The sequence below is a fragment of the Alteromonas profundi genome, assembly GCF_010500865.1.
Taxonomy (GTDB): domain Bacteria; phylum Pseudomonadota; class Gammaproteobacteria; order Enterobacterales; family Alteromonadaceae; genus Alteromonas; species Alteromonas profundi.
Window position 1 is genome coordinate 132868 of record NZ_JAAAWN010000008.1, and the last position, 17579, is coordinate 150446.

Genomic DNA, 17579 nt, shown 5'->3' on the forward strand with positions numbered 1-17579 from the left:
GCCGCTATTTATATTAACTAAACCGTTAATATCATGTTGTCGATGAAGTAGGGGTTTTCATTGTCGATAGTTTCAATTATATGCTTGTGTAACCGTTTTTTGTGCTCACCAAAGATACTGCGTTTCTTATCGAAAGTTTTGGCGTAATTTAATGCACCTTCCATTAATGATTCGTGTGAGTCAAAAGCACGTTCAATCACATGGTCGTTAGCTAACTCCGCGCCGGATACGCGTCTACCTGAAAGCTTCATTTCGTTGAAACGATAATAGGGCACAGCTTTCTTTACAAACGCAATCATGCCAGGCAGAAACGGTATAGATAAATCTACCTCAGGGAAGCAAAAGAAGCCCTTATCTGAACGCATGAACCGAAAGTCGCAGGCGCAGGTTAGGATAGCGCCATTGCCAAAAGCGTGGCCGTTTATCGCTGCGATAACAGGTATAGGGAATAGCAATAGGGTTTTAAATACCGCATCCATGGTGTGCATGAAGTCTTTAATATCGTCAAATTGCTTTGATTGTATAGCTGGCATTAACCAGTCGGTATCAATACCTAAGCTAAAACACTTTTCATCACTTGCCGTTATCACTAATGCAGTGCAGGTATGATTTTTTTGTACTTCTTCTAAAGTAGACAGCATTTGTTTCGCAAACGCTGGGTTGTGGCGGTTTTCTGCTGTGCACATGGTAAGTATTGCCACGGTTCCATCAAAGGTAAGTTGTAAAGAGTCCATTTCCCGTTGTCGCTTCATATTGGCCATATAGGTAGCCGTATGTTGCACGAATTTTGTGGTGTTTAACAATTAAGGCTATTTATTGAGGTGAATAAATACGCACGTTTCTTCCTTGCTTGCAGGCAAACCGCGAAACCGGCGTCTATAATACTCACCAATGACTAAAAAGTGTTCGCTTAACGCCTCTACATGCCTTATTTTCACGTGGATATGCTACGAAAGGTGGTTAGATTAAAGTATTATACGTTAAAGCTTGCGCTATTAATCGTAAGTTGTTAAAAAGTCAATGACGTTAAAGAAATATAGAAAAAGCTATCTGTATAGTAAAGTTTACATGCTAATGCATACTCTTTTAACGTTCCATTTTTCTTCGTTTAGTAGTTAAGAGAGCCTCATGATTAAGGACACAGTAAATAATATTCACGTCAGCGCAGAAGATGTGCTGATTACCCCAGACGCATTAAGCGCTGAACTGCCTGTTTCTAAAAAAGCGCTAGCAGCGATATCAGATTCGCGAAAAATTGTTTCTGACATTATCCATCGCCGTGATCACCGTATGTTAGTCGTGTGTGGGCCGTGCTCAATTCACGACGTAGAAGCGGCAAAAGAATATGCGCTGAAGCTGAAAGAACTGCACGAGTCGTGTAAAGATACGCTATTTATTGTGATGCGTGTTTATTTTGAAAAACCTCGCACCACAACAGGTTGGAAAGGGCTTATTAACGATCCGCACATCGACGGTACGTTTGATATCGAAACTGGCCTACGCAAAGCGCGTGAGCTGCTAATTTGGTTGGCAGAGCTTGAATTGCCTGTGGCTACTGAAGCCCTTGACCCTATTAGTCCACAGTATCTAGCTGAACTATTTAGCTGGTCTGCTATTGGTGCCAGAACGTCTGAGTCGCAGACTCACCGAGAAATGGCCAGTGGCTTGTCTATGCCTGTAGGCTTTAAAAACGGTACAGATGGAAGTTTAGACATTGCCATTAACGCGCTAAAGTCGGCGGCTTCTGGTCACCGCTTTATGGGCATAAACAAGCAAGGTCAAGTGAGTGTAATTGCTACTAGCGGTAACCCTGATGGCCACATTATCTTACGTGGTGGTAAGCAACCAAACTACGACTCTGTGTGTGTGTCTGAATGTGAAATTGAGTTGCAAGAAGCCGGCTTAACCGCAGGGCTTGTGGTTGATTGTAGCCATGCAAACTCATCAAAAGATTATCGCCGTCAGCCTTTGGTTGCTCAAAATGTAGTTAACCAAATTCTTGAAGGCAATCAGTCTATCATCGGAATTATGCTAGAAAGTCACCTTAAAGCGGGTAATCAAAAAGCAGAAGGTAAAAAACCTGAAGAGCTCGAATTTGGTATCTCGATAACCGATGGCTGTATTGACTGGGAAACTACGGAAACCTTGATCTCGCAAACCAGAGATAAATTAATAACTGTGTTACCCTTACGTCAAAATAAACGTACCGATGTGGCTTAACATGCCGCAAGGTGTTAAGTGACATAGAGGATAACCCGTAATGGCAGATTTTTCGCAGCAACTCAATACGCTGCGTGAAGGAATAGACGAGTTGGATGCCCAACTCGTCGAGCTTTTAGCTAAACGAAGCGCGCTAACCACCCAAGTTGGGCAAATTAAAGCCGAATCCGGTATGCCCGTCTACGTTCCCGAGCGAGAGAAAGCGTTAATTGCTACTCGGCGGGCGCAAGCTGAACGAGAAGGGGTTTCCCCTGAACTTACCGAAGACCTATTGCGCAGAATTATGCGCGAGTCGTATCACACACAAAACAACCGCTATCGCTGTGTTAATCCGTCTTTAGGCACAGTGGTGGTTATTGGCGGTGCTGGTGCACTAGGTAAGGTATTTGTAGGGCTATTTGAACGCAGCGGCTACACAGTTGAAGTTGTAGAGCAACAAGACTGGGAGTCGGGAGATGCACAGAAAACGTTGAGTCGGGCTGCGCTGGTCGTGGTGGCGGTGCCTATTAATGTCACCGAGCAGGTTATTGAACAATTAACTATGCTGCCAAATGACTGTATTTTGGCTGATATTACCAGTATCAAAGAAAAGCCACTAGCTGCAATGCTTGCCACTCACCAGGGCCCAGTAGTTGGTTTACACCCTATGTTTGGGCCTGATGCGCCCGGCATGATTAAGCAAGTTGTGGTGGTGTGTGATGGACGGGAGCAAACTAAGTACACTTGGTTAATTGACCAAATGCGTATTTGGGGGGCGACCATTCATCAAAGCAGTGCTTCTGAGCATGATAAGTCTATGGCTTACATTCAGGTGATGCGCCACTTCAATACCTTTGTTTATGGGGCACATTTAAAAGGTGAAAACCCGGATCTTGAAACCCTAACCATGTTTAGCTCGCCAATTTATCGCCTTGAGTTGGCAATGGTGGGGAGGTTATTTGCCCAAGCCCCCGCTTTGTATGCAGATATTATTTTCAATAATCCGGATAATTTTAGTTTGCTCCGCCGTTTTTATGAGCGTTTTGGTGTAGCACTTTCGCTATTGGAAAATAATGATAAAGAGGCGTTTATTGAGCAATTTTCTGCAATAGGTGAATGGTTCGGTGATTACGCGAAAACCTGCTTGGTTGACAGCAAGCAATTGTTGCTCAAAGCGGATGATGGGCAGTTGTTACGTAAAAAGTAGTCGTACTTAATTACGGCTCGCTACGTTAAGGTGAATATAAGAAAAAGGCGACGTGTGAAGTCGCCTTTTTGCTATCTAAATATACAGGCGGCGATTACTCCGCCAACGCACTGGCAGCGGCAACCTTCGTTGGGCTTATTTCTTCGCTAGGGTAGCATCCTAGCACTTTAATATAGCGAGTAATTGGGCGTAGGGCATCAAGGGCATTTTGCACTGGGCCATCTTCTACATTCCCTTCCACATCAATATAAAACATCTCTTCCCAAGGGTTGCCGGGTATAGGGCGAGACTCAAGTTTAGTCATATTAATGCTGTTATCCCGCAACACCAACAAGGCTTCTACTAATGCGCCAGGTTTTTGAATAGTAGACATTACCAAGGTAGTTTTGGCTGGAACCTGCAGCGGCACCACAACCGGTTTGCGTGCCACCACTATAAAACGGCTGTGGTTTTCTTTTTGGTTGGCTAAATTGCTCTTTATGGCCATTAAGCCATACAGGTTTCCGCCTGCTTCACTGCCAATAGCCGCCACATCGTCTCGCTTCATTTCGCTTACTGTCAGCATGGCAGAAGAAGTGCTGTCCATAGTTTTAACTTCCACATTGCCCAGCTCGGCAAGAAAGTGGCTGCATTGGGTAAACACTTGCGGATGTGCATACAGAGTTTTAATTTTGTCTATGCTTGTCTCAGCGCCCACCAATAATGTATGACGAATCGGATGAGTAAGTTCACCGATAATGCTTAGCTGGGTATGTTGAAGTTGGTCGTATACTTCGTTGATACTGCCTGATGTTGTATTTTCAATAGGCAATACCGCATAGTCGGCTTCGGCATGTTCCACTTTTTGGATAATTTCGCTAAAGCTTTGGCAGCCTATTTCTAGCAATTCACCGGGACGACGAGAGAAATATTTCTGCGTAGCTAAGTAGGAATAAGAGCCTTTATCCCCTAAAAATGCCACTCGATTAAGCGGCAAGGTACTTCCTGGGTTAGCACGTTCGGCCAGCATAGCTTGTTGATTTAACACAGAGTCTTCAATGATAACATGGAATATTTGTGTGACATAATGCGGGTCTAGGCCGACATCTTTGCCTTCTTTGATTAAGCGTACAAGTAATTGTTCTTCACGCTTTTGGTCACGCACTGGAATATGATGTTTAATCTTAGTTTCTGCAACTTCATTGGTCAGTGTACGGCGTTCTGCTAATAGCGATAATAGTTCGCTGTCTAGGGCGGTTATCCGTTCTCTAACGGCATCTAAGGCATTATCTGACATAGTGGTCCACTTGTTGGTAAAAGCTAAAAAAAAACCTCCCTTAGTGGGAGGTTTTTATGCATGTAGCCGCGCCTCCCTAATTAAAGAGCATAAACGCAAAAAAGAAAGCTACTGCAACTATATTATTCGGTTTCATAGGCTAAACTTTATTCTGGCTTGCCCATGGTGTCAACCTTTTATTACAAGCTGTATATAAGTTTTTAAAACCTAACTTGATCCCCGCCGACCAAAAGGTTAGTAGGGCTAATACATTTATTCATTACCTAATAAAGCGGCCAGCATTTGGCGTACTTCTGTAGGTTCAAAGGGCTTATCACACAACGCGTTTACGCCGGTTTGTTGAATATTGGCCATATGTGCACTGTCAGCAGACTCAGAAGTCACCATAATAATGGGGATATGCGTGGTTTCTGGATTAAACCGAATAAACTCAGACAATTCTCTACCATCCATTTCTGGCATGTTGTAGTCGGTAACCACCAAATCAAACGCCTCATCCTTAATATAGGTGAGGGCCATTGCACCGTTTTCTGCTTCTTTAATTCGCTTAAGCCCCATGCCTTCAAGTACTCGGCGAATATGGTTACGCGCTAGTTTACTATCATCAACTAACAATACGCGTACATCTTGAACATCGAACAGTTCAAGCTCGAGTTCATCGTGGTTTATCAAGTCTAAGCTGGCATTTAACGCACGCGACAAGTGTAAAGGTTCAAAGGGTTTAGGAAGGATAGCGGCAACCCCAGCCTGCTTGAATTCTTCTAGTTTACTCATTCGATTTTCGCTAGATACCAGCATAAATGGGATTGTATTGTAAGCATCGCTTTGCTTAATAAATTTAAGTAAATCTAAGGCAGTACCATCTTCAAAATACATTGCGCTAACAATAAGATCGGCGCCATGTGCTTCCACCGCTGACATGGCTTGTGCCACGGTACTTACTGGATCAATTTCCTTTACATTCTCTTTGAGCAATAAGTTAGTTATTATTTTTCTTTGGGTATCAGAGGGTTCAATTAATATTATATGTAAATCAGAAATTGACAGCTTTTCCATTTCCAGACTCTTTTTGTTATGTATTACGGAAAGTAAAGGTTTAGATTATCCACCGGCAATTTTAGCGCTAAATCCACGATCTTGCAGTAACGCTTTAAGCTTTTCACGATCATCGGTTTGTACTTCAATCACGCCAGCTTTTACAGCTCCACCGCATCCGCACTTCTTCTTAAGCTCAGTGCCTAGCTTTTTTAGTTCGTCAGCGGGTAAGTCTAGCCCCTTTACTAGCGAGACACCTTTACCCTTACGGCCTTTGGTTTCTCGGTGAATTCTTACAATACCATCACTTGATACAGAACGCGTTTCGTCTTTAGTTGATTTTTTTACTTTGCCACCGTCAGTACTATAGACCAATAGTGCGTCTTGCCAATCTTGCATATTAACTCCCAAGGTATTTCAACCTTTCATCTCTACCATTTACGCCGATGCGGGGCGTATGGGGTAAGTATAAATAATCATGAGAAAAATAACATTTACTTACCGATAAAAACGCACCTGTATGGTCATCTAGGCGCACTTGATGTGATACTGTGCAAGAAGATATGGGCGAATAGAGAGTGAAGCCTTTTGGTTAAAAAGCGTGAATTCAGACCGTTATCTCATTTTATTGTGAGCTCAAGGGAACTTTCAGACGAATAAATGTGACTATGATATTTGTTTATCTGCAGTAGCTATAAAATAGGAATGCGATATGCTAAGAACTTTACTACAACTCTTTGAAAGTAACGTATCTGAAAGTGAAAAGTCACACACGGTAGAGCTGGCTACAGCAGCTTTACTAAGTGAAATTATGCGAGCAGATGCCCACGTGGATGACGCCGAACTTGCTGCTTATAAAGCGCAGCTATACGCGCGCTTTTCGCTGTCTCAAGAAGCCTTGAATGCGCTGGCTGATGAAGGCAGGGCGAGCGCAGAAGATGCTGTAGATTTGGTACAATTTACCCAGGTAATTAACGAAAACTGTGACAGTCATGATAAACAGCAAATAGTGAAAGGCTTATGGGAAGTAGCTTATGCGGACAAATCTATCGCGCCTATTGAAGAGCATACCATCCGTCGGATCGCCGATTTACTGCATGTGCCCCATAGTCAATTTATTAAAGCTAAACTGTCTGTGACAGGCGATGAACAATAACGGCTAATGTTATGGTTAAATAGAGTGCCCCAACGATAAAAAAATATGGTATAACACCGGCCATTTTTGACTGCGGCATTTTTTAAAAGTGCCTTCAAGAATCGTTTAAAAATTGAGCCTTTCAGAGAATGGGCGTGGCGAGTGTCTAGACGTAATCGAAGGAAAAAGTGTGCTTAAAACGATTAAAGGGCCGGTTGGACTTATCATTACAGTATCGCTATTTTTAATGGCGTTTTTGCTTATTATGCTAAGTGTGAATGAAAATAAATCAGATCACATTGACATCGAAAAGCAGCACGGCGCAGCAATAGCACGAGGCTTAGCCAATACGCTAGCGCCTTTTATGGCCCGGGAATTGGATGTAGAGCGAACGCTTACCCCTTTGTTAGCAGGGCTAATAGAATACCATCATTTTATCGGCGCACGGGTTTACAACGCCAACGATGAACTTATCGTGGAACAAAGCGGCCATCACAACAGAAGGTTTGCCGAAGTATTCTTCCAACAATACCCTGCGTCTGCTATGCCCAATGGTACGTTAGTTGAAAACGACGCTGTGATAGTTCGTAAAAATATCGGTAACAGTCTTTATCCCGACGGATATTTAGTTTTATTTTTTGATATTCACATTCCTGTAAAAGAACGCTTAGAAAAATTATTAATGAGCGTTACCTTACCCGTATTCGGGTTATGGTTATTGTGCACGCTTGCCAGTTTGTTTCTTGTGCACCGCTTACTTAAACCGCTTACCGTATTAACTCAGTTTACCCAGGCTGTAGTACACAAAAAAGATTTTGCCTTACGAACATCTGTTGATGAGGCCAATGAAATAGGCACCTTAGGGCAACATATTAATAGCCTTTTGGCGATGATCGAAGTGGAATTGTTGATTAACCATGAACAAAACCAAACCTTAATAGACCAACAAGAAACAATGTCTAGGCTGGCGAATTACGATAGCTTGACGGGCCTGCCAAATCGCCAATTCGTATTGGATAATTTAAAGCTAGAACTCGCGCGGGCAAGGCGCAATGAAGAAGACCTTGTGCTGTTGTTTTTTGATTTAGATGGATTTAAAGGCATAAATGATTCGCTAGGTCATGAAACGGGCGACCTAATTCTTATTGAAGTGGCAGATAGAGTAAGTAGCCTTATTAGAGAGGGTGACCTAGTTGCACGATTAGGGGGTGATGAATTTCTTATAGTGCCTGACAGAGCCGCGCGAGATACAAGTGTTGAACATCTAGCTATGCGCCTAATCAGCGCGTTCAATGAAGCTTTTCACCTTAGAGGTTTGTCGCTAACAGTTGGGGTAAGCATTGGTATCGCAAAGGCCGCGGATGCCCAGTATGACTTAAGTGAATTAATGAGTAATGCCGACTTAGCTATGTATCGCTCTAAAGCGAGAGGGCGGGGAGGTTATACGGTATTTACCCCTGACATGGTGGAAACCCACAAGCGAAAATTACATCTTGCAAACGCTATTGAACATGGACTCAAAGACGATGAGTTCATTGTTTATTACCAGGTTAAAGTGAATGGCGAGGGTATGATAGTAGGGCTTGAGGCGCTGATCCGTTGGCAGCACCCTGAATTTGGCATGGTTATGCCCTCTGAATTTATTCCTATTGCAGAGCAAGGGGGGAAAATTACCGCGATTACCCAATGGGTAATCGATCAAGTTTGTGCGGATATGCCCACACTAAAAGGGTGGTTAAAGCGACGTTTTCGTGTATCGATTAATTTATCTGGCCACGATATACGCAATAGCTCGTTATTCGACACGATTTATCAAATATTTACACGCCATCAAATAAACCCCGAGTATGTGGAGTTTGAAGTCACTGAGTCTGCCTATTTAGAAAACTTTGCACTGTCGAATAAGTTCTTTAAGCGCATGAGTAATATGGGGTGCGCTATTGCATTAGATGATTTTGGTACCGGATACTCTTCGCTAAGTTACCTTACCCAAATAAGCATCGATACGTTAAAAATAGACAAGCAGTTTGTCCGTGAATTAGAGACATCTGAACGTAGCCAGTTAGTTACGGGCGCAATTATTGACTTAGCAAAGCGTCTGTCGTTAAGTTTGTGCGCTGAAGGAATAGAAAATAGCTTTCAGTGGGACTACTTAATTTCCCATGGTTGCGACCATATTCAAGGCTTTATGTTTAGCAAGCCTGTGCCCCTTGAGGAAGTCATTGCCATGCCTAGCCAATTCGATTTACCCCAGCTAATTGCGCAGCAATCGCAGCCTGACAAAAATTAAGGCCTTGTTAAAGGTTTCGCAGTTAGTGTGTTACTAATTTGCTACGCTTTAACCAGTGTGATCTCAGTGTTTTTGGGTAACGTATTGTTATTTAATAAAAATAAATATTTGGCCTGATTTTAGCAATTCTCTCGTTTACAAGACAAGGCGGTTTGGTACGTGAACAGCGGGAGATGTTAATATGAGTGGGCTGAGTAAAATTGCTATAGGTAGTTTATTATTGTTGGCAACCCCAGCGATGGTTACTGCGCAAACAATATCGAACAAATCGTTAGCATCCAATTTGATGCAGCGGTTAGATGTGAATAAAGATGGCGTTATTTCTTTGAAAGAAGCGGTGCGCCATACAGCATTATTGCGTAATTTTGGCTTAATTGATGGTAACGAAGACGGCAAGTTAACGGTACGTGAACTGGCCACAAGCCAACTTACCCCGGGCCAACGCTCGGCTAAAAATACCGCAAGTAATAAAAAAGAAACCTAGGCTAGACGATTTTTAAGCTCGCAGGCCCCGTTAGCTAACGTTGATATTAAAATACTAACAAATAAAGGATAAGGTTCTGATCGACAAGTTTTCATTTGGCGAACGTTTAGTTCAGCTAGGCTCGCTTCGGCAGTTAACGCTCGGCAGTTTTGTACTTGCTCTCATCCCTTTGATTGCCCTGTTGTGGCAAAGCCAAAGCGATCTTGCCAAAGTGGGTAAAATGACCACGCTTGAAACACGCTTTGTGGTTGATGTGGTAGGCGATATGCAGCGCCTAGATGGCGCGGCCACTGATTTGGAGCGCAGCATTCGCCAGTTCGTGGTTATTCGCAACGAAAAAGTGGCCTCCCTTTCTGACAACGCGTTGGAAAAGTTTGCTGTTGCCGCTGACAACCTGTGTCAGGCACTGTCGATTCCTAATACCTGTGAACAGTTATCTGACCAACTAACGCAGTTGGCGGAATATCGTTCTATTGAGGATCAACTGTTGCTTAATGCGTATTTAGCATCCGTTTCTCACAGCGTTGCGCAATTACGCGACGATGTAGAACACGTGATTGCAGAGCGGGTTCAGCTACAACAAGACGACCTAAATGCCATGCAGGCAAAGCAAGCATGGTCAACGGCAATGCTTGTTAGCGTTTCTTTGTTGCTCATTTTGTTGGGCAGCCAACTCATTGTGAACCCCGTTAATAAGCTTAAACAAATTATCCGTAATGTGGCCCATCAGAAAGGTGAGTTGCCGCCGTTATCTCGACGGGCGCCAAGAGAGTTAATAGATGTAGAGCGAGACCTACATTGGTTGCATGACCGATTGCAACAACTAGAGCATATACGTACTGCGCTTTTACGCCACGCGGCCCACGAATTAAAAACCCCCTTAGCGAGTATAAAAGAAGGCTGTAGCTTACTTTCCGAGAACGTTGTAGGAGAGCTCAATTCGTCTCAGCAAGAAGTACTGTCGCTACTTAGTGGCAGTACCCAGCGCCTAAACACCCTGGTAGAAAAGTTGCTGGATTACAATTTATTGCTGCAACAAGCGCAACCAAAAATTGTTGAAACTAACCCTAAAAAACTGTTAGATGCCTGTCTAGAAGATTATGCATTAGCATTGCAAGAGCGAGAGGTTATCGTGGAGGTAGATGTTGCCATGATTCGCGCTGATGAAGAGCTGTTTCGGCGTATTCTCGATAACCTTGTGTCCAACGCCGTTGCCCATGGTGCATTAGGCAGACCAATCAATGTTCGTATTTACCAACAAGGTAAGCAAGCGGTGGTAGATGTTGCTAATCGAGGCAAGCGTATAGCCGCTGAATCTGTGCCTACTTTGTTTGAACCTTTCACCCGCGGGGCCGAGCCAAGAAACGACAATGTCATTGGAACAGGATTAGGCTTGTCGATAGTTGCCGATTGTGCGCGCTTAATGCACGGCGATGTAAGTGTAGTTGATGTAGACTATGCAGATGTGTGCTTTAGAGTGACGATTCCGCAACAGGAAAAATAAAAATGAGAATAATTGTGTTTGTGCTGACAGCGTCATTAGTGTCAGCGTGTGGTATGTTGCCCGAAAAGGAAGTTGAGAAACCTGCCGAAATAAAAGAAGCGACAAAACCGAAAGTGGTAGAGAAAGATAAACTGTGTTGGTTTGACGAGGCCCCACAATCTTTTGAGCATAACTGCGACTGGCATTTTTGGAGCAATGTTTGGCTAACGGCCGACGCAACTCCCTGGGTTAAGCGTAAACAGCTAATTGAGGCATTAGGTAATACAGAAGCCGACAAGCTAAATAAGTACTTTTTAACCTTGCCCACAGATACGCCCTATCAAGATAAACTACGTGCTCAACTTGCTCTGGATGAAGTAAGCCCTATGTTTAGTGATAGCGCACGTTTATTATTTAATACCATAGCCGTAAAGCCGAATAAACAGCAGATGGAGTTAGAGTCTGCGATGAGCGTGCTAAGCAAAGAGAATGCGCGTAATGTGCAAGCGTTAAAAGCCTTGCGGGCAGAGCTTGATGCTCAACAACAAAAACTAGAAGAATTGTTGCAAATAGAAGCAACACTGATGGATAAAAGCAGGAGTAATCAACAGTGAGTGAGCCGAACTCAGACAAGCCCCAATTATTGTTGGTTGATGATGATAAAAGCTTATTGCGTTTGCTGACCATTCGTCTTGAAGGCGAAGGGTTTCAGGTGACCGCGGTAGAAGACGGGCAAGCAGCATTAAAGAAACTGCAAAACGACAATTATGATGTGGTGCTTAGCGATCTTCGTATGCCCGGCCTAGATGGCCTTAGCCTATTTGAAGAAGTCATGGGTATTCGCCAAGATATTCCGGTAATTCTAATGACTGCCCACGGCACAATTTCAGATGCGGTGGCCGCCACTCAGCGGGGTGTTTTTGGCTTTTTAACTAAGCCTGTAGACCACGACGAATTACGTACTTTGCTGAATAAAGCGCTCAGTCAATCTCAGGCTGCGCAACCTGGCGATTGGGCAAAAGATATTATCACCCGTTCACCGGATATGCTTAATGTGTTAGACCAAGCCTATCGTATAGCACAGCGCGAAGTAAGCGTACTAATAAGTGGTGCTAGCGGCACGGGGAAAGAGCTTCTTGCTAATGCGATCCATCGTGCCAGCAACCGCAGTGATAAGCCATTTATTGCTATCAATTGTGGCGCACTGCCAGAAAACTTACTTGAGTCGGAGTTATTCGGTCACGCTAAAGGCGCGTTTACCGGTGCGGTAACGGCTCACCAGGGCCTATTTCGCGAGGCGGATGGCGGTACTTTGTTTTTAGACGAAATTGGCGATATGCCAATGACGCTACAAGTTAAGCTTTTGCGCGCGTTACAAGAAAGACAAATAAGGCCTGTAGGCAGCAGCAAGCACGTTGATATTGATGTTCGCATTATCTCTGCAACCCATAAAGATTTACATAAGGAAATGGAAGCAGGGACCTTCCGCGAAGATTTGTATTACCGTCTAAACGTGGTTAATTTAAAGCTGCCCTCATTAAAAGCACGTAGTGAAGATATTCCCTTATTATCGCGTACGCTGCTTCAACAAAGTGCGCAGCGCCATGGTGTAAACGTAAGCCAATTTTCTGATGATGCCATGCAGCAGTTGGTAAAGTCGTCTTGGCCTGGCAATGTTCGACAACTGGTGAATGTAGTGGAGCAATGTGTCGCATTAACGCAAACGCCTGTTATCCCTCTTCATTTAGTGGAACAAGCATTATCAGCTACTAAGCAAAGTTGGCCTACGCTTACCGAAGCAAGAGATGCATTTGAAAATCAATATCTTCAAAAACTGTTAAAGATGACCGATGGCAACGTAACACGGGCGGCAGAGTTAGCAGGGCGAAACAGAACTGATATGCACAAACTTATGAAAAAACACGAGTTAGACGCCGCGGATTTTCGTTAGGTAACCGCCGTGGGGCGTATGCTACTGTTGTTTAAAACAAGGGGCTCTGACTGGGCTGCTGCTTTAAGGATAAATTAGGCAAAGGTGTATCGGGAAACCTTTGGTTATACATATCAATAAATTGCTGAGCCAGCCAAGGTGCATCTTTGTTATCTGGGCGATGGCAAAAGAAATAGGGCGTTTTACCGGCTAAACGCCATTGGTGAATCTTTTCGGGCCAAGGCGCCAGACAGCGCTCATTGTCGGCTTTATTGTCGTTGCCAATAAATCGCACCATAGGTTTATTGGCAGTAGCAATAACATTCACCGGCACCCTTGGTTTTTTCTCTCGCACGTCTTTTAATACCTCACTGTCCTCAGGCCCTGAAAACAGTGCCCGGGTATCCATAATTACCCGATTGGCGCGCTGTTTTATCAGCAGTTGATTAAACGCCTTTTCTGCCTCACCTTTGGCGAAAAATAATGGATGTCGTACTTCCACAGCAACACAAATGTGCTGCGGTAGTGTGTTAAGAAAGTGGCGAAGAATAGTGAGTTTTTCAGGACCAAAACTGGCTGGCAGTTGTACCAACATCATCCCTAGTTTGTGCTGCAAGGGGGCCAGCAACGCTAATTGTGTCTGCACCTCTTCATCACAATGCTGCAACTGATGTACATGCGTTATCTGCTGGTTAAATTTAAACGTGAATGAAAAATCAGGCCCGACCGAATCGGCCCATCGTGTTACCGCGTCGGGATGAGGCAACGAGTAAAATGTGGTGTTACCTTCCACTGTATTGCATTCTTTTGCGTAGTGGCTAAGTTGGCTAGGCTCTTTGGGCAAGCCAGCAAACCATGTGCGTAACCACTGCGTGTGCTGCCACATAGGCAAACCAATATATACCGGGGGTAAGCAGGAGAAGGAATTACCTGCATTAGAAGAGGGATTATGTATATTTGTCATTGGGCTTTACGGCGCATTTGTTTATACTATGCGGCCTTTAAACTAATACATCGAACATGATGACTGCGCCGCGCTAATTTGGCCGCCATTGTAGTGCATTTATTGCATGGGACAAGGGCTAGCCAGTATCATGTGAAGCAAGAAAAAATATCAGGGGTCAAGGACCATGCGCACAGATTACTGTGGGAATATCGATTCAACTTACATTGGACAAGAAGTCACGCTATGTGGCTGGGTTAACAAACGTCGTGATTTAGGCGGCGTCATTTTTATCGACCTTCGCGATCGTGAAGGTATTGTACAGGTTGTATTCGACCCCGATTTACCCGAAGTATTGTCGGTAGCAAACACATTGCGCAGCGAATTCTGCGTTAAGTTAACGGGTAAAGTACGTCCGCGTCCCGAAGGGCAAATTAACAAAGATATGCGTACCGGTGAAGTTGAAATATTGGGTACAGGCCTTGAGGTGATTAACAAGGCAGATGTACTTCCTCTTGACTGGAACCAAGAGAACTCAGAAGAACAACGTTTACGCTATCGTTACCTTGATCTTCGGCGCCCAGTGATGAGTCAACGTCTTCAGTTTCGCGCTAAAGTTACCGGTGCCGTGCGTCGCTTCTTAGAAGAAGAGGGCTTCCTTGATATCGAAACCCCTATTCTAACCAAGGCCACGCCAGAAGGCGCGCGCGACTATTTAGTTCCTAGCCGTACACATAAAGGCGAATTCTTCGCCCTTCCTCAATCGCCTCAATTGTTTAAGCAATTGCTGATGATGTCGGGCATGGATCGCTACTATCAAATTGTAAAGTGTTTTAGAGATGAAGACTTACGGGCCGATCGCCAACCGGAGTTTACCCAAATAGATATTGAAACCACCTTCTTAGATGCAGAAGGGGTAATGGGTATTACTGAGCGTATGATACGCGACCTATTTAATAAAATGCTAAATGTTGAGCTTGGCGATTTTCCGCGTATGACTTACGCAGAGGCCATGAAGCGTTACGGTAGTGACAAGCCAGATTTACGTAACCCATTAGAATTAACGGATGTTGCCGATCTGCTTGAAACGGTTGAATTTAAGGTGTTCAGTGGCCCAGCCAAAGATCCTAAGGGGCGTGTGGCGGCTATCCGTGTACCAGGGGGGGCCTCACTCTCGCGTAAGCAAATCGATGAATACACTAAGTTCGTTAGCATTTATGGTGCGAAAGGTTTGGCATGGATAAAAGTAAATGAGCTAGCGCCAGGCCAGGAAGGATTACAGTCGCCCATACTTAAGTTCTTAAGTGAAGATATTACCGACGCCATTTTAGCGCGCACCGGGGCGCAAGCGGGTGATATTTTACTGTTTGGCGCAGATAACTACACAGTAGTTACCGAAGCTATGGGCGCTCTTCGCCTTAAACTTGGTGAAGACTTTGAATTACTTGACGGCGAATGGAAACCATTATGGGTTGTTGACTTCCCCATGTTTGAAGAGTTTGATGGTCAACTACATGCTATCCACCATCCGTTTACTGCGCCACGTGATTTGACGCCAGAAGCGCTTAAAGCTAACCCTGCAGACGCCTTGTCTGATGCCTACGATATGGTATTAAACGGGGTAGAGCTTGGCGGCGGTTCGGTACGTATTCACAATGAAGAGATGCAATCGACGGTATTTAGTATCTTAGGTATTGATGATGAAGAAGCGAAAAACAAATTTGGCTTCTTACTCGACGCACTGCGCTTTGGCGCTCCACCTCATGCAGGTTTAGCGTTTGGATTAGATCGCTTAGTGATGCTTATGACAGGTGCAACGTCTATTCGTGATGTTATGGCGTTCCCAAAAACAACCACCGCAGCGTGCCCGCTAACCTCTGCGCCAAGCCCTGCCAATCCGCAGCAGCTAGAAGACTTGGCGATTGCAACGGTGAAGAAGCAATCTTAGTCTATGGCCTATAAAAAGCCAGAATCAGCGCTGGTGGTGTTGTACGATCAACACCACCGGGTGCTGTTATTACAGCGCAAAGACGACCCTACGTTTTGGCAGTCTGTCACCGGTGCCCTTGAGGAAGGTGAATTACCTATTGAAACCGCATACCGAGAAGTTGCAGAAGAAATAGGTATAGATGCTAAAGCGCACGGGTTTAAGCTTAAAGATCACTGTAAACAAAATAAGTACGAAATTCGCAGCCGTTGGTTGCATCGCTATCCCCCTGGCACAGTCTTTAACACCGAAAATGTGTTCTCTCTACAAATAGATAGTGCCTTACCCCTTGTTCTCACTGAGCACCTGCAATATCAGTGGGTGTCTAAAGAACAAGCGCTAGCCCGTTTGTGGTCACCTTCAAATAAAGAAGCGGTATCTTTGTTTGTACCGAGTGTGCCTTAATGGTTATACTGGGTATAGATCCAGGTTCTAGGATCACAGGCTACGGTTTAATTGCGCGCAAGCAAGGTAAATTGGTCTATGTAGGGAGTGGTTGTATCCGCGTTGGTAGTGCAGATTTGCCTTCCCGTCTTGCCAATATTTATACCGGTATAAGTGACATTATTCGCCAGTATGAACCGGCACAATTTGCGATTGAACAGGTTTTTATGGCGAAAAATCCTGACTCGGCGTTAAAGCTAGGGCAGGCGCGTGGTGCGGCTATCGTGGCCGCTACGCAAGCGCAGCTTCCGGTAGCGGAATACAGTGCTCGCCAAATTAAGCAAGCTGTGGTGGGTAAAGGAAGCGCTGATAAGACGCAAGTTCAACATATGGTAAAGCATCTGCTGAATTTAGCCGGCACGCCACAAGCAGATGCTGCCGATGCGCTTGCAGTGGCTTTGTGTCACGCACATACCGAACAAAGCCTAATTAATATGGCTGGCCAAGTGCGCAAAACAGTGCGCGGTCGCTTACGTTAATTTTCTAGAACCAATCCTAACTTTTTTGCTTTTGTAAGCACACAAAGAGACTATTCATGATTGGACGAATTCGCGGTACGTTAGCTGAAAAACAGCCTCCAGAAATTCTTGTAGATGTAGCCGGTGTTGGCTACGAAATTCACATGCCAATGACCAGCTTTTACCAACTTCCTTCGATAGGAGAAGAGGTAGTTGTATTTACACACTTTGTGGTTCGAGAAGATGCTCAGCTACTGTTTGGCTTTGCTGATAAAATGGAGCGCGGCCTCTTCCGCGAACTTATAAAAGCTAATGGCGTTGGGCCTAAATTAGGATTGGCCATTTTATCGGGAATGTCGGCGGCACAATTTTTATCTAGTGTACAAAACGAAGACGTTTCGGCGTTGGTTAGTTTACCTGGCATAGGTAAGAAAACTGCCGAGCGATTGGTGGTGGAATTGAAAGACCGCTTAGCTAAATTTGGTAAAACCCAAAGTATTGTAATGCCACCGCCAAGTAGCGACTTACTCAACGCTAATACGGTAGTGCCACTTAATGATACTAGAGAAGATGCGCAAAGCGCGCTTATTGCCCTAGGGTACAAACCAGCGCAAGCAAGTAAGCTTGTGGAGAGTGTGTATCAGGAAGGAATGGAAAGCGAATCGTTAATTCGAGAAGCGCTTAAAGCCGCGATTTAATTTAAAAGCA

The 17579-nt window shown here is 44.5% G+C and carries 17 protein-coding genes; 12 read left to right on the forward strand and 5 right to left on the reverse strand.

What is annotated here, in order from left to right:
- Positions 1-17 precede the first annotated feature (17 nt).
- Positions 18-761, reverse strand: coding sequence for an enoyl-CoA hydratase/isomerase family protein (locus GTH32_RS08155; protein ID WP_246223181.1), 744 nt, complete (start codon positions 759-761; stop codon positions 18-20).
- A gap of 367 nt (positions 762-1128) precedes the next feature.
- Here GTH32_RS08155 and GTH32_RS08160 point away from each other — a divergent pair, with 367 nt between their 5' ends.
- Positions 1129-2220: a 3-deoxy-7-phosphoheptulonate synthase gene (locus GTH32_RS08160; RefSeq protein ID WP_163084739.1), complete on the forward strand. Its 1092-nt coding sequence runs from the start codon at positions 1129-1131 to the stop codon at positions 2218-2220.
- A 40-nt stretch (positions 2221-2260) separates the two neighbouring features.
- Entirely contained in the window at positions 2261-3406 is a 1146-nt protein-coding gene (tyrA, locus tag GTH32_RS08165; protein WP_163084740.1) for a bifunctional chorismate mutase/prephenate dehydrogenase, read from the forward strand.
- A 94-nt stretch (positions 3407-3500) separates the two neighbouring features.
- Here the strand turns inward: tyrA and pheA are convergent, their stop codons facing one another.
- The 3 genes from pheA to GTH32_RS08180 all read right to left on the reverse strand — a co-directional run bounded on the left by pheA (position 3501) and on the right by GTH32_RS08180 (position 6116).
- Complete coding sequence (gene pheA, locus GTH32_RS08170; RefSeq protein WP_163084741.1) at positions 3501-4682, reverse strand: prephenate dehydratase; 1182 nt, start codon at positions 4680-4682, stop codon at positions 3501-3503.
- Positions 4683-4934: 252 nt separating this feature from the next.
- The gene (locus GTH32_RS08175; protein ID WP_163084742.1) at positions 4935-5738 is read right to left on the reverse strand and encodes a response regulator; all 804 of its coding nucleotides are present in this window, start codon (positions 5736-5738) and stop codon (positions 4935-4937) included.
- A gap of 45 nt (positions 5739-5783) precedes the next feature.
- Positions 5784-6116 carry an SUI1 family translation initiation factor gene (locus GTH32_RS08180; protein WP_163084743.1) on the reverse strand — a complete coding sequence of 111 codons (333 nt, stop codon included), beginning with the start codon at positions 6114-6116 and terminating at the stop codon, positions 5784-5786.
- 313 nt (positions 6117-6429) lie between these two features.
- Here GTH32_RS08180 and GTH32_RS08185 point away from each other — a divergent pair, with 313 nt between their 5' ends.
- From GTH32_RS08185 to GTH32_RS08210, 6 genes are all read left to right on the forward strand, one after another.
- Entirely contained in the window at positions 6430-6873 is a 444-nt protein-coding gene (locus GTH32_RS08185; protein WP_163084744.1) for a tellurite resistance TerB family protein, read from the forward strand.
- Positions 6874-7042: 169 nt separating this feature from the next.
- Positions 7043-9142: an EAL domain-containing protein gene (locus GTH32_RS08190; protein ID WP_163084745.1), complete on the forward strand. Its 2100-nt coding sequence runs from the start codon at positions 7043-7045 to the stop codon at positions 9140-9142.
- Between the two features lie 181 nt (positions 9143-9323).
- Entirely contained in the window at positions 9324-9626 is a 303-nt protein-coding gene (locus tag GTH32_RS08195; RefSeq protein ID WP_246223182.1) for an EF-hand domain-containing protein, read from the forward strand.
- A 220-nt stretch (positions 9627-9846) separates the two neighbouring features.
- Positions 9847-11130: a sensor histidine kinase gene (locus GTH32_RS08200; protein WP_246223183.1), complete on the forward strand. Its 1284-nt coding sequence runs from the start codon at positions 9847-9849 to the stop codon at positions 11128-11130.
- 2 nt (positions 11131-11132) lie between these two features.
- Positions 11133-11723: a hypothetical protein gene (locus GTH32_RS08205; RefSeq protein WP_163084746.1), complete on the forward strand. Its 591-nt coding sequence runs from the start codon at positions 11133-11135 to the stop codon at positions 11721-11723.
- Positions 11720-13060, forward strand: coding sequence for a sigma 54-interacting transcriptional regulator (locus tag GTH32_RS08210; RefSeq protein WP_163084747.1), 1341 nt, complete (start codon positions 11720-11722; stop codon positions 13058-13060). Before GTH32_RS08205 ends, GTH32_RS08210 begins: the two co-directional genes overlap by 4 nt.
- A gap of 31 nt (positions 13061-13091) precedes the next feature.
- On the opposite strand, the gene GTH32_RS08215 is transcribed toward GTH32_RS08210, so the two are convergent.
- Positions 13092-14003, reverse strand: coding sequence for a DUF72 domain-containing protein (locus GTH32_RS08215; RefSeq protein WP_246223184.1), 912 nt, complete (start codon positions 14001-14003; stop codon positions 13092-13094).
- A 166-nt stretch (positions 14004-14169) separates the two neighbouring features.
- Between GTH32_RS08215 and aspS the strand changes: the two genes are divergently transcribed.
- The 4 genes from aspS to ruvA are packed head-to-tail and all read left to right on the forward strand — an operon-like array spanning position 14170 to position 17569.
- Positions 14170-15930, forward strand: coding sequence for an aspartate--tRNA ligase (gene aspS, locus GTH32_RS08220; protein WP_163084748.1), 1761 nt, complete (start codon positions 14170-14172; stop codon positions 15928-15930).
- 3 nt (positions 15931-15933) lie between these two features.
- A complete protein-coding gene (gene nudB / locus GTH32_RS08225; protein ID WP_163084749.1) occupies positions 15934-16374 on the forward strand; it encodes a dihydroneopterin triphosphate diphosphatase in 441 nt (146 codons plus the stop codon).
- Positions 16374-16892, forward strand: coding sequence for a crossover junction endodeoxyribonuclease RuvC (gene ruvC / locus GTH32_RS08230; RefSeq protein ID WP_163084750.1), 519 nt, complete (start codon positions 16374-16376; stop codon positions 16890-16892). Before nudB ends, ruvC begins: the two co-directional genes overlap by 1 nt.
- Before the next feature lie 56 nt (positions 16893-16948).
- Positions 16949-17569: a Holliday junction branch migration protein RuvA gene (gene ruvA / locus GTH32_RS08235; protein ID WP_163084751.1), complete on the forward strand. Its 621-nt coding sequence runs from the start codon at positions 16949-16951 to the stop codon at positions 17567-17569.
- Positions 17570-17579: the final 10 nt, after the last annotated feature.

Coding starts and splice junctions, on each gene's coding strand:
- GTH32_RS08155 (WP_246223181.1), bottom strand. CDS start 761: ATGGCCAATATGAAGCGACAACGGGAAATGGACTCTTTACAACTTACC.
- GTH32_RS08160 (WP_163084739.1), top strand. CDS start 1,129: ATGATTAAGGACACAGTAAATAATATTCACGTCAGCGCAGAAGATGTG.
- tyrA (WP_163084740.1), top strand. CDS start 2,261: ATGGCAGATTTTTCGCAGCAACTCAATACGCTGCGTGAAGGAATAGAC.
- pheA (WP_163084741.1), bottom strand. CDS start 4,682: ATGTCAGATAATGCCTTAGATGCCGTTAGAGAACGGATAACCGCCCTA.
- GTH32_RS08175 (WP_163084742.1), bottom strand. CDS start 5,738: ATGGAAAAGCTGTCAATTTCTGATTTACATATAATATTAATTGAACCC.
- GTH32_RS08180 (WP_163084743.1), bottom strand. CDS start 6,116: ATGCAAGATTGGCAAGACGCACTATTGGTCTATAGTACTGACGGTGGC.
- GTH32_RS08185 (WP_163084744.1), top strand. CDS start 6,430: ATGCTAAGAACTTTACTACAACTCTTTGAAAGTAACGTATCTGAAAGT.
- GTH32_RS08195 (WP_246223182.1), top strand. CDS start 9,324: ATGAGTGGGCTGAGTAAAATTGCTATAGGTAGTTTATTATTGTTGGCA.
- GTH32_RS08200 (WP_246223183.1), top strand. CDS start 9,847: ATGACCACGCTTGAAACACGCTTTGTGGTTGATGTGGTAGGCGATATG.
- GTH32_RS08205 (WP_163084746.1), top strand. CDS start 11,133: ATGAGAATAATTGTGTTTGTGCTGACAGCGTCATTAGTGTCAGCGTGT.
- GTH32_RS08215 (WP_246223184.1), bottom strand. CDS start 14,003: ATGACAAATATACATAATCCCTCTTCTAATGCAGGTAATTCCTTCTCC.
- aspS (WP_163084748.1), top strand. CDS start 14,170: ATGCGCACAGATTACTGTGGGAATATCGATTCAACTTACATTGGACAA.
- nudB (WP_163084749.1), top strand. CDS start 15,934: ATGGCCTATAAAAAGCCAGAATCAGCGCTGGTGGTGTTGTACGATCAA.
- ruvC (WP_163084750.1), top strand. CDS start 16,374: ATGGTTATACTGGGTATAGATCCAGGTTCTAGGATCACAGGCTACGGT.
- ruvA (WP_163084751.1), top strand. CDS start 16,949: ATGATTGGACGAATTCGCGGTACGTTAGCTGAAAAACAGCCTCCAGAA.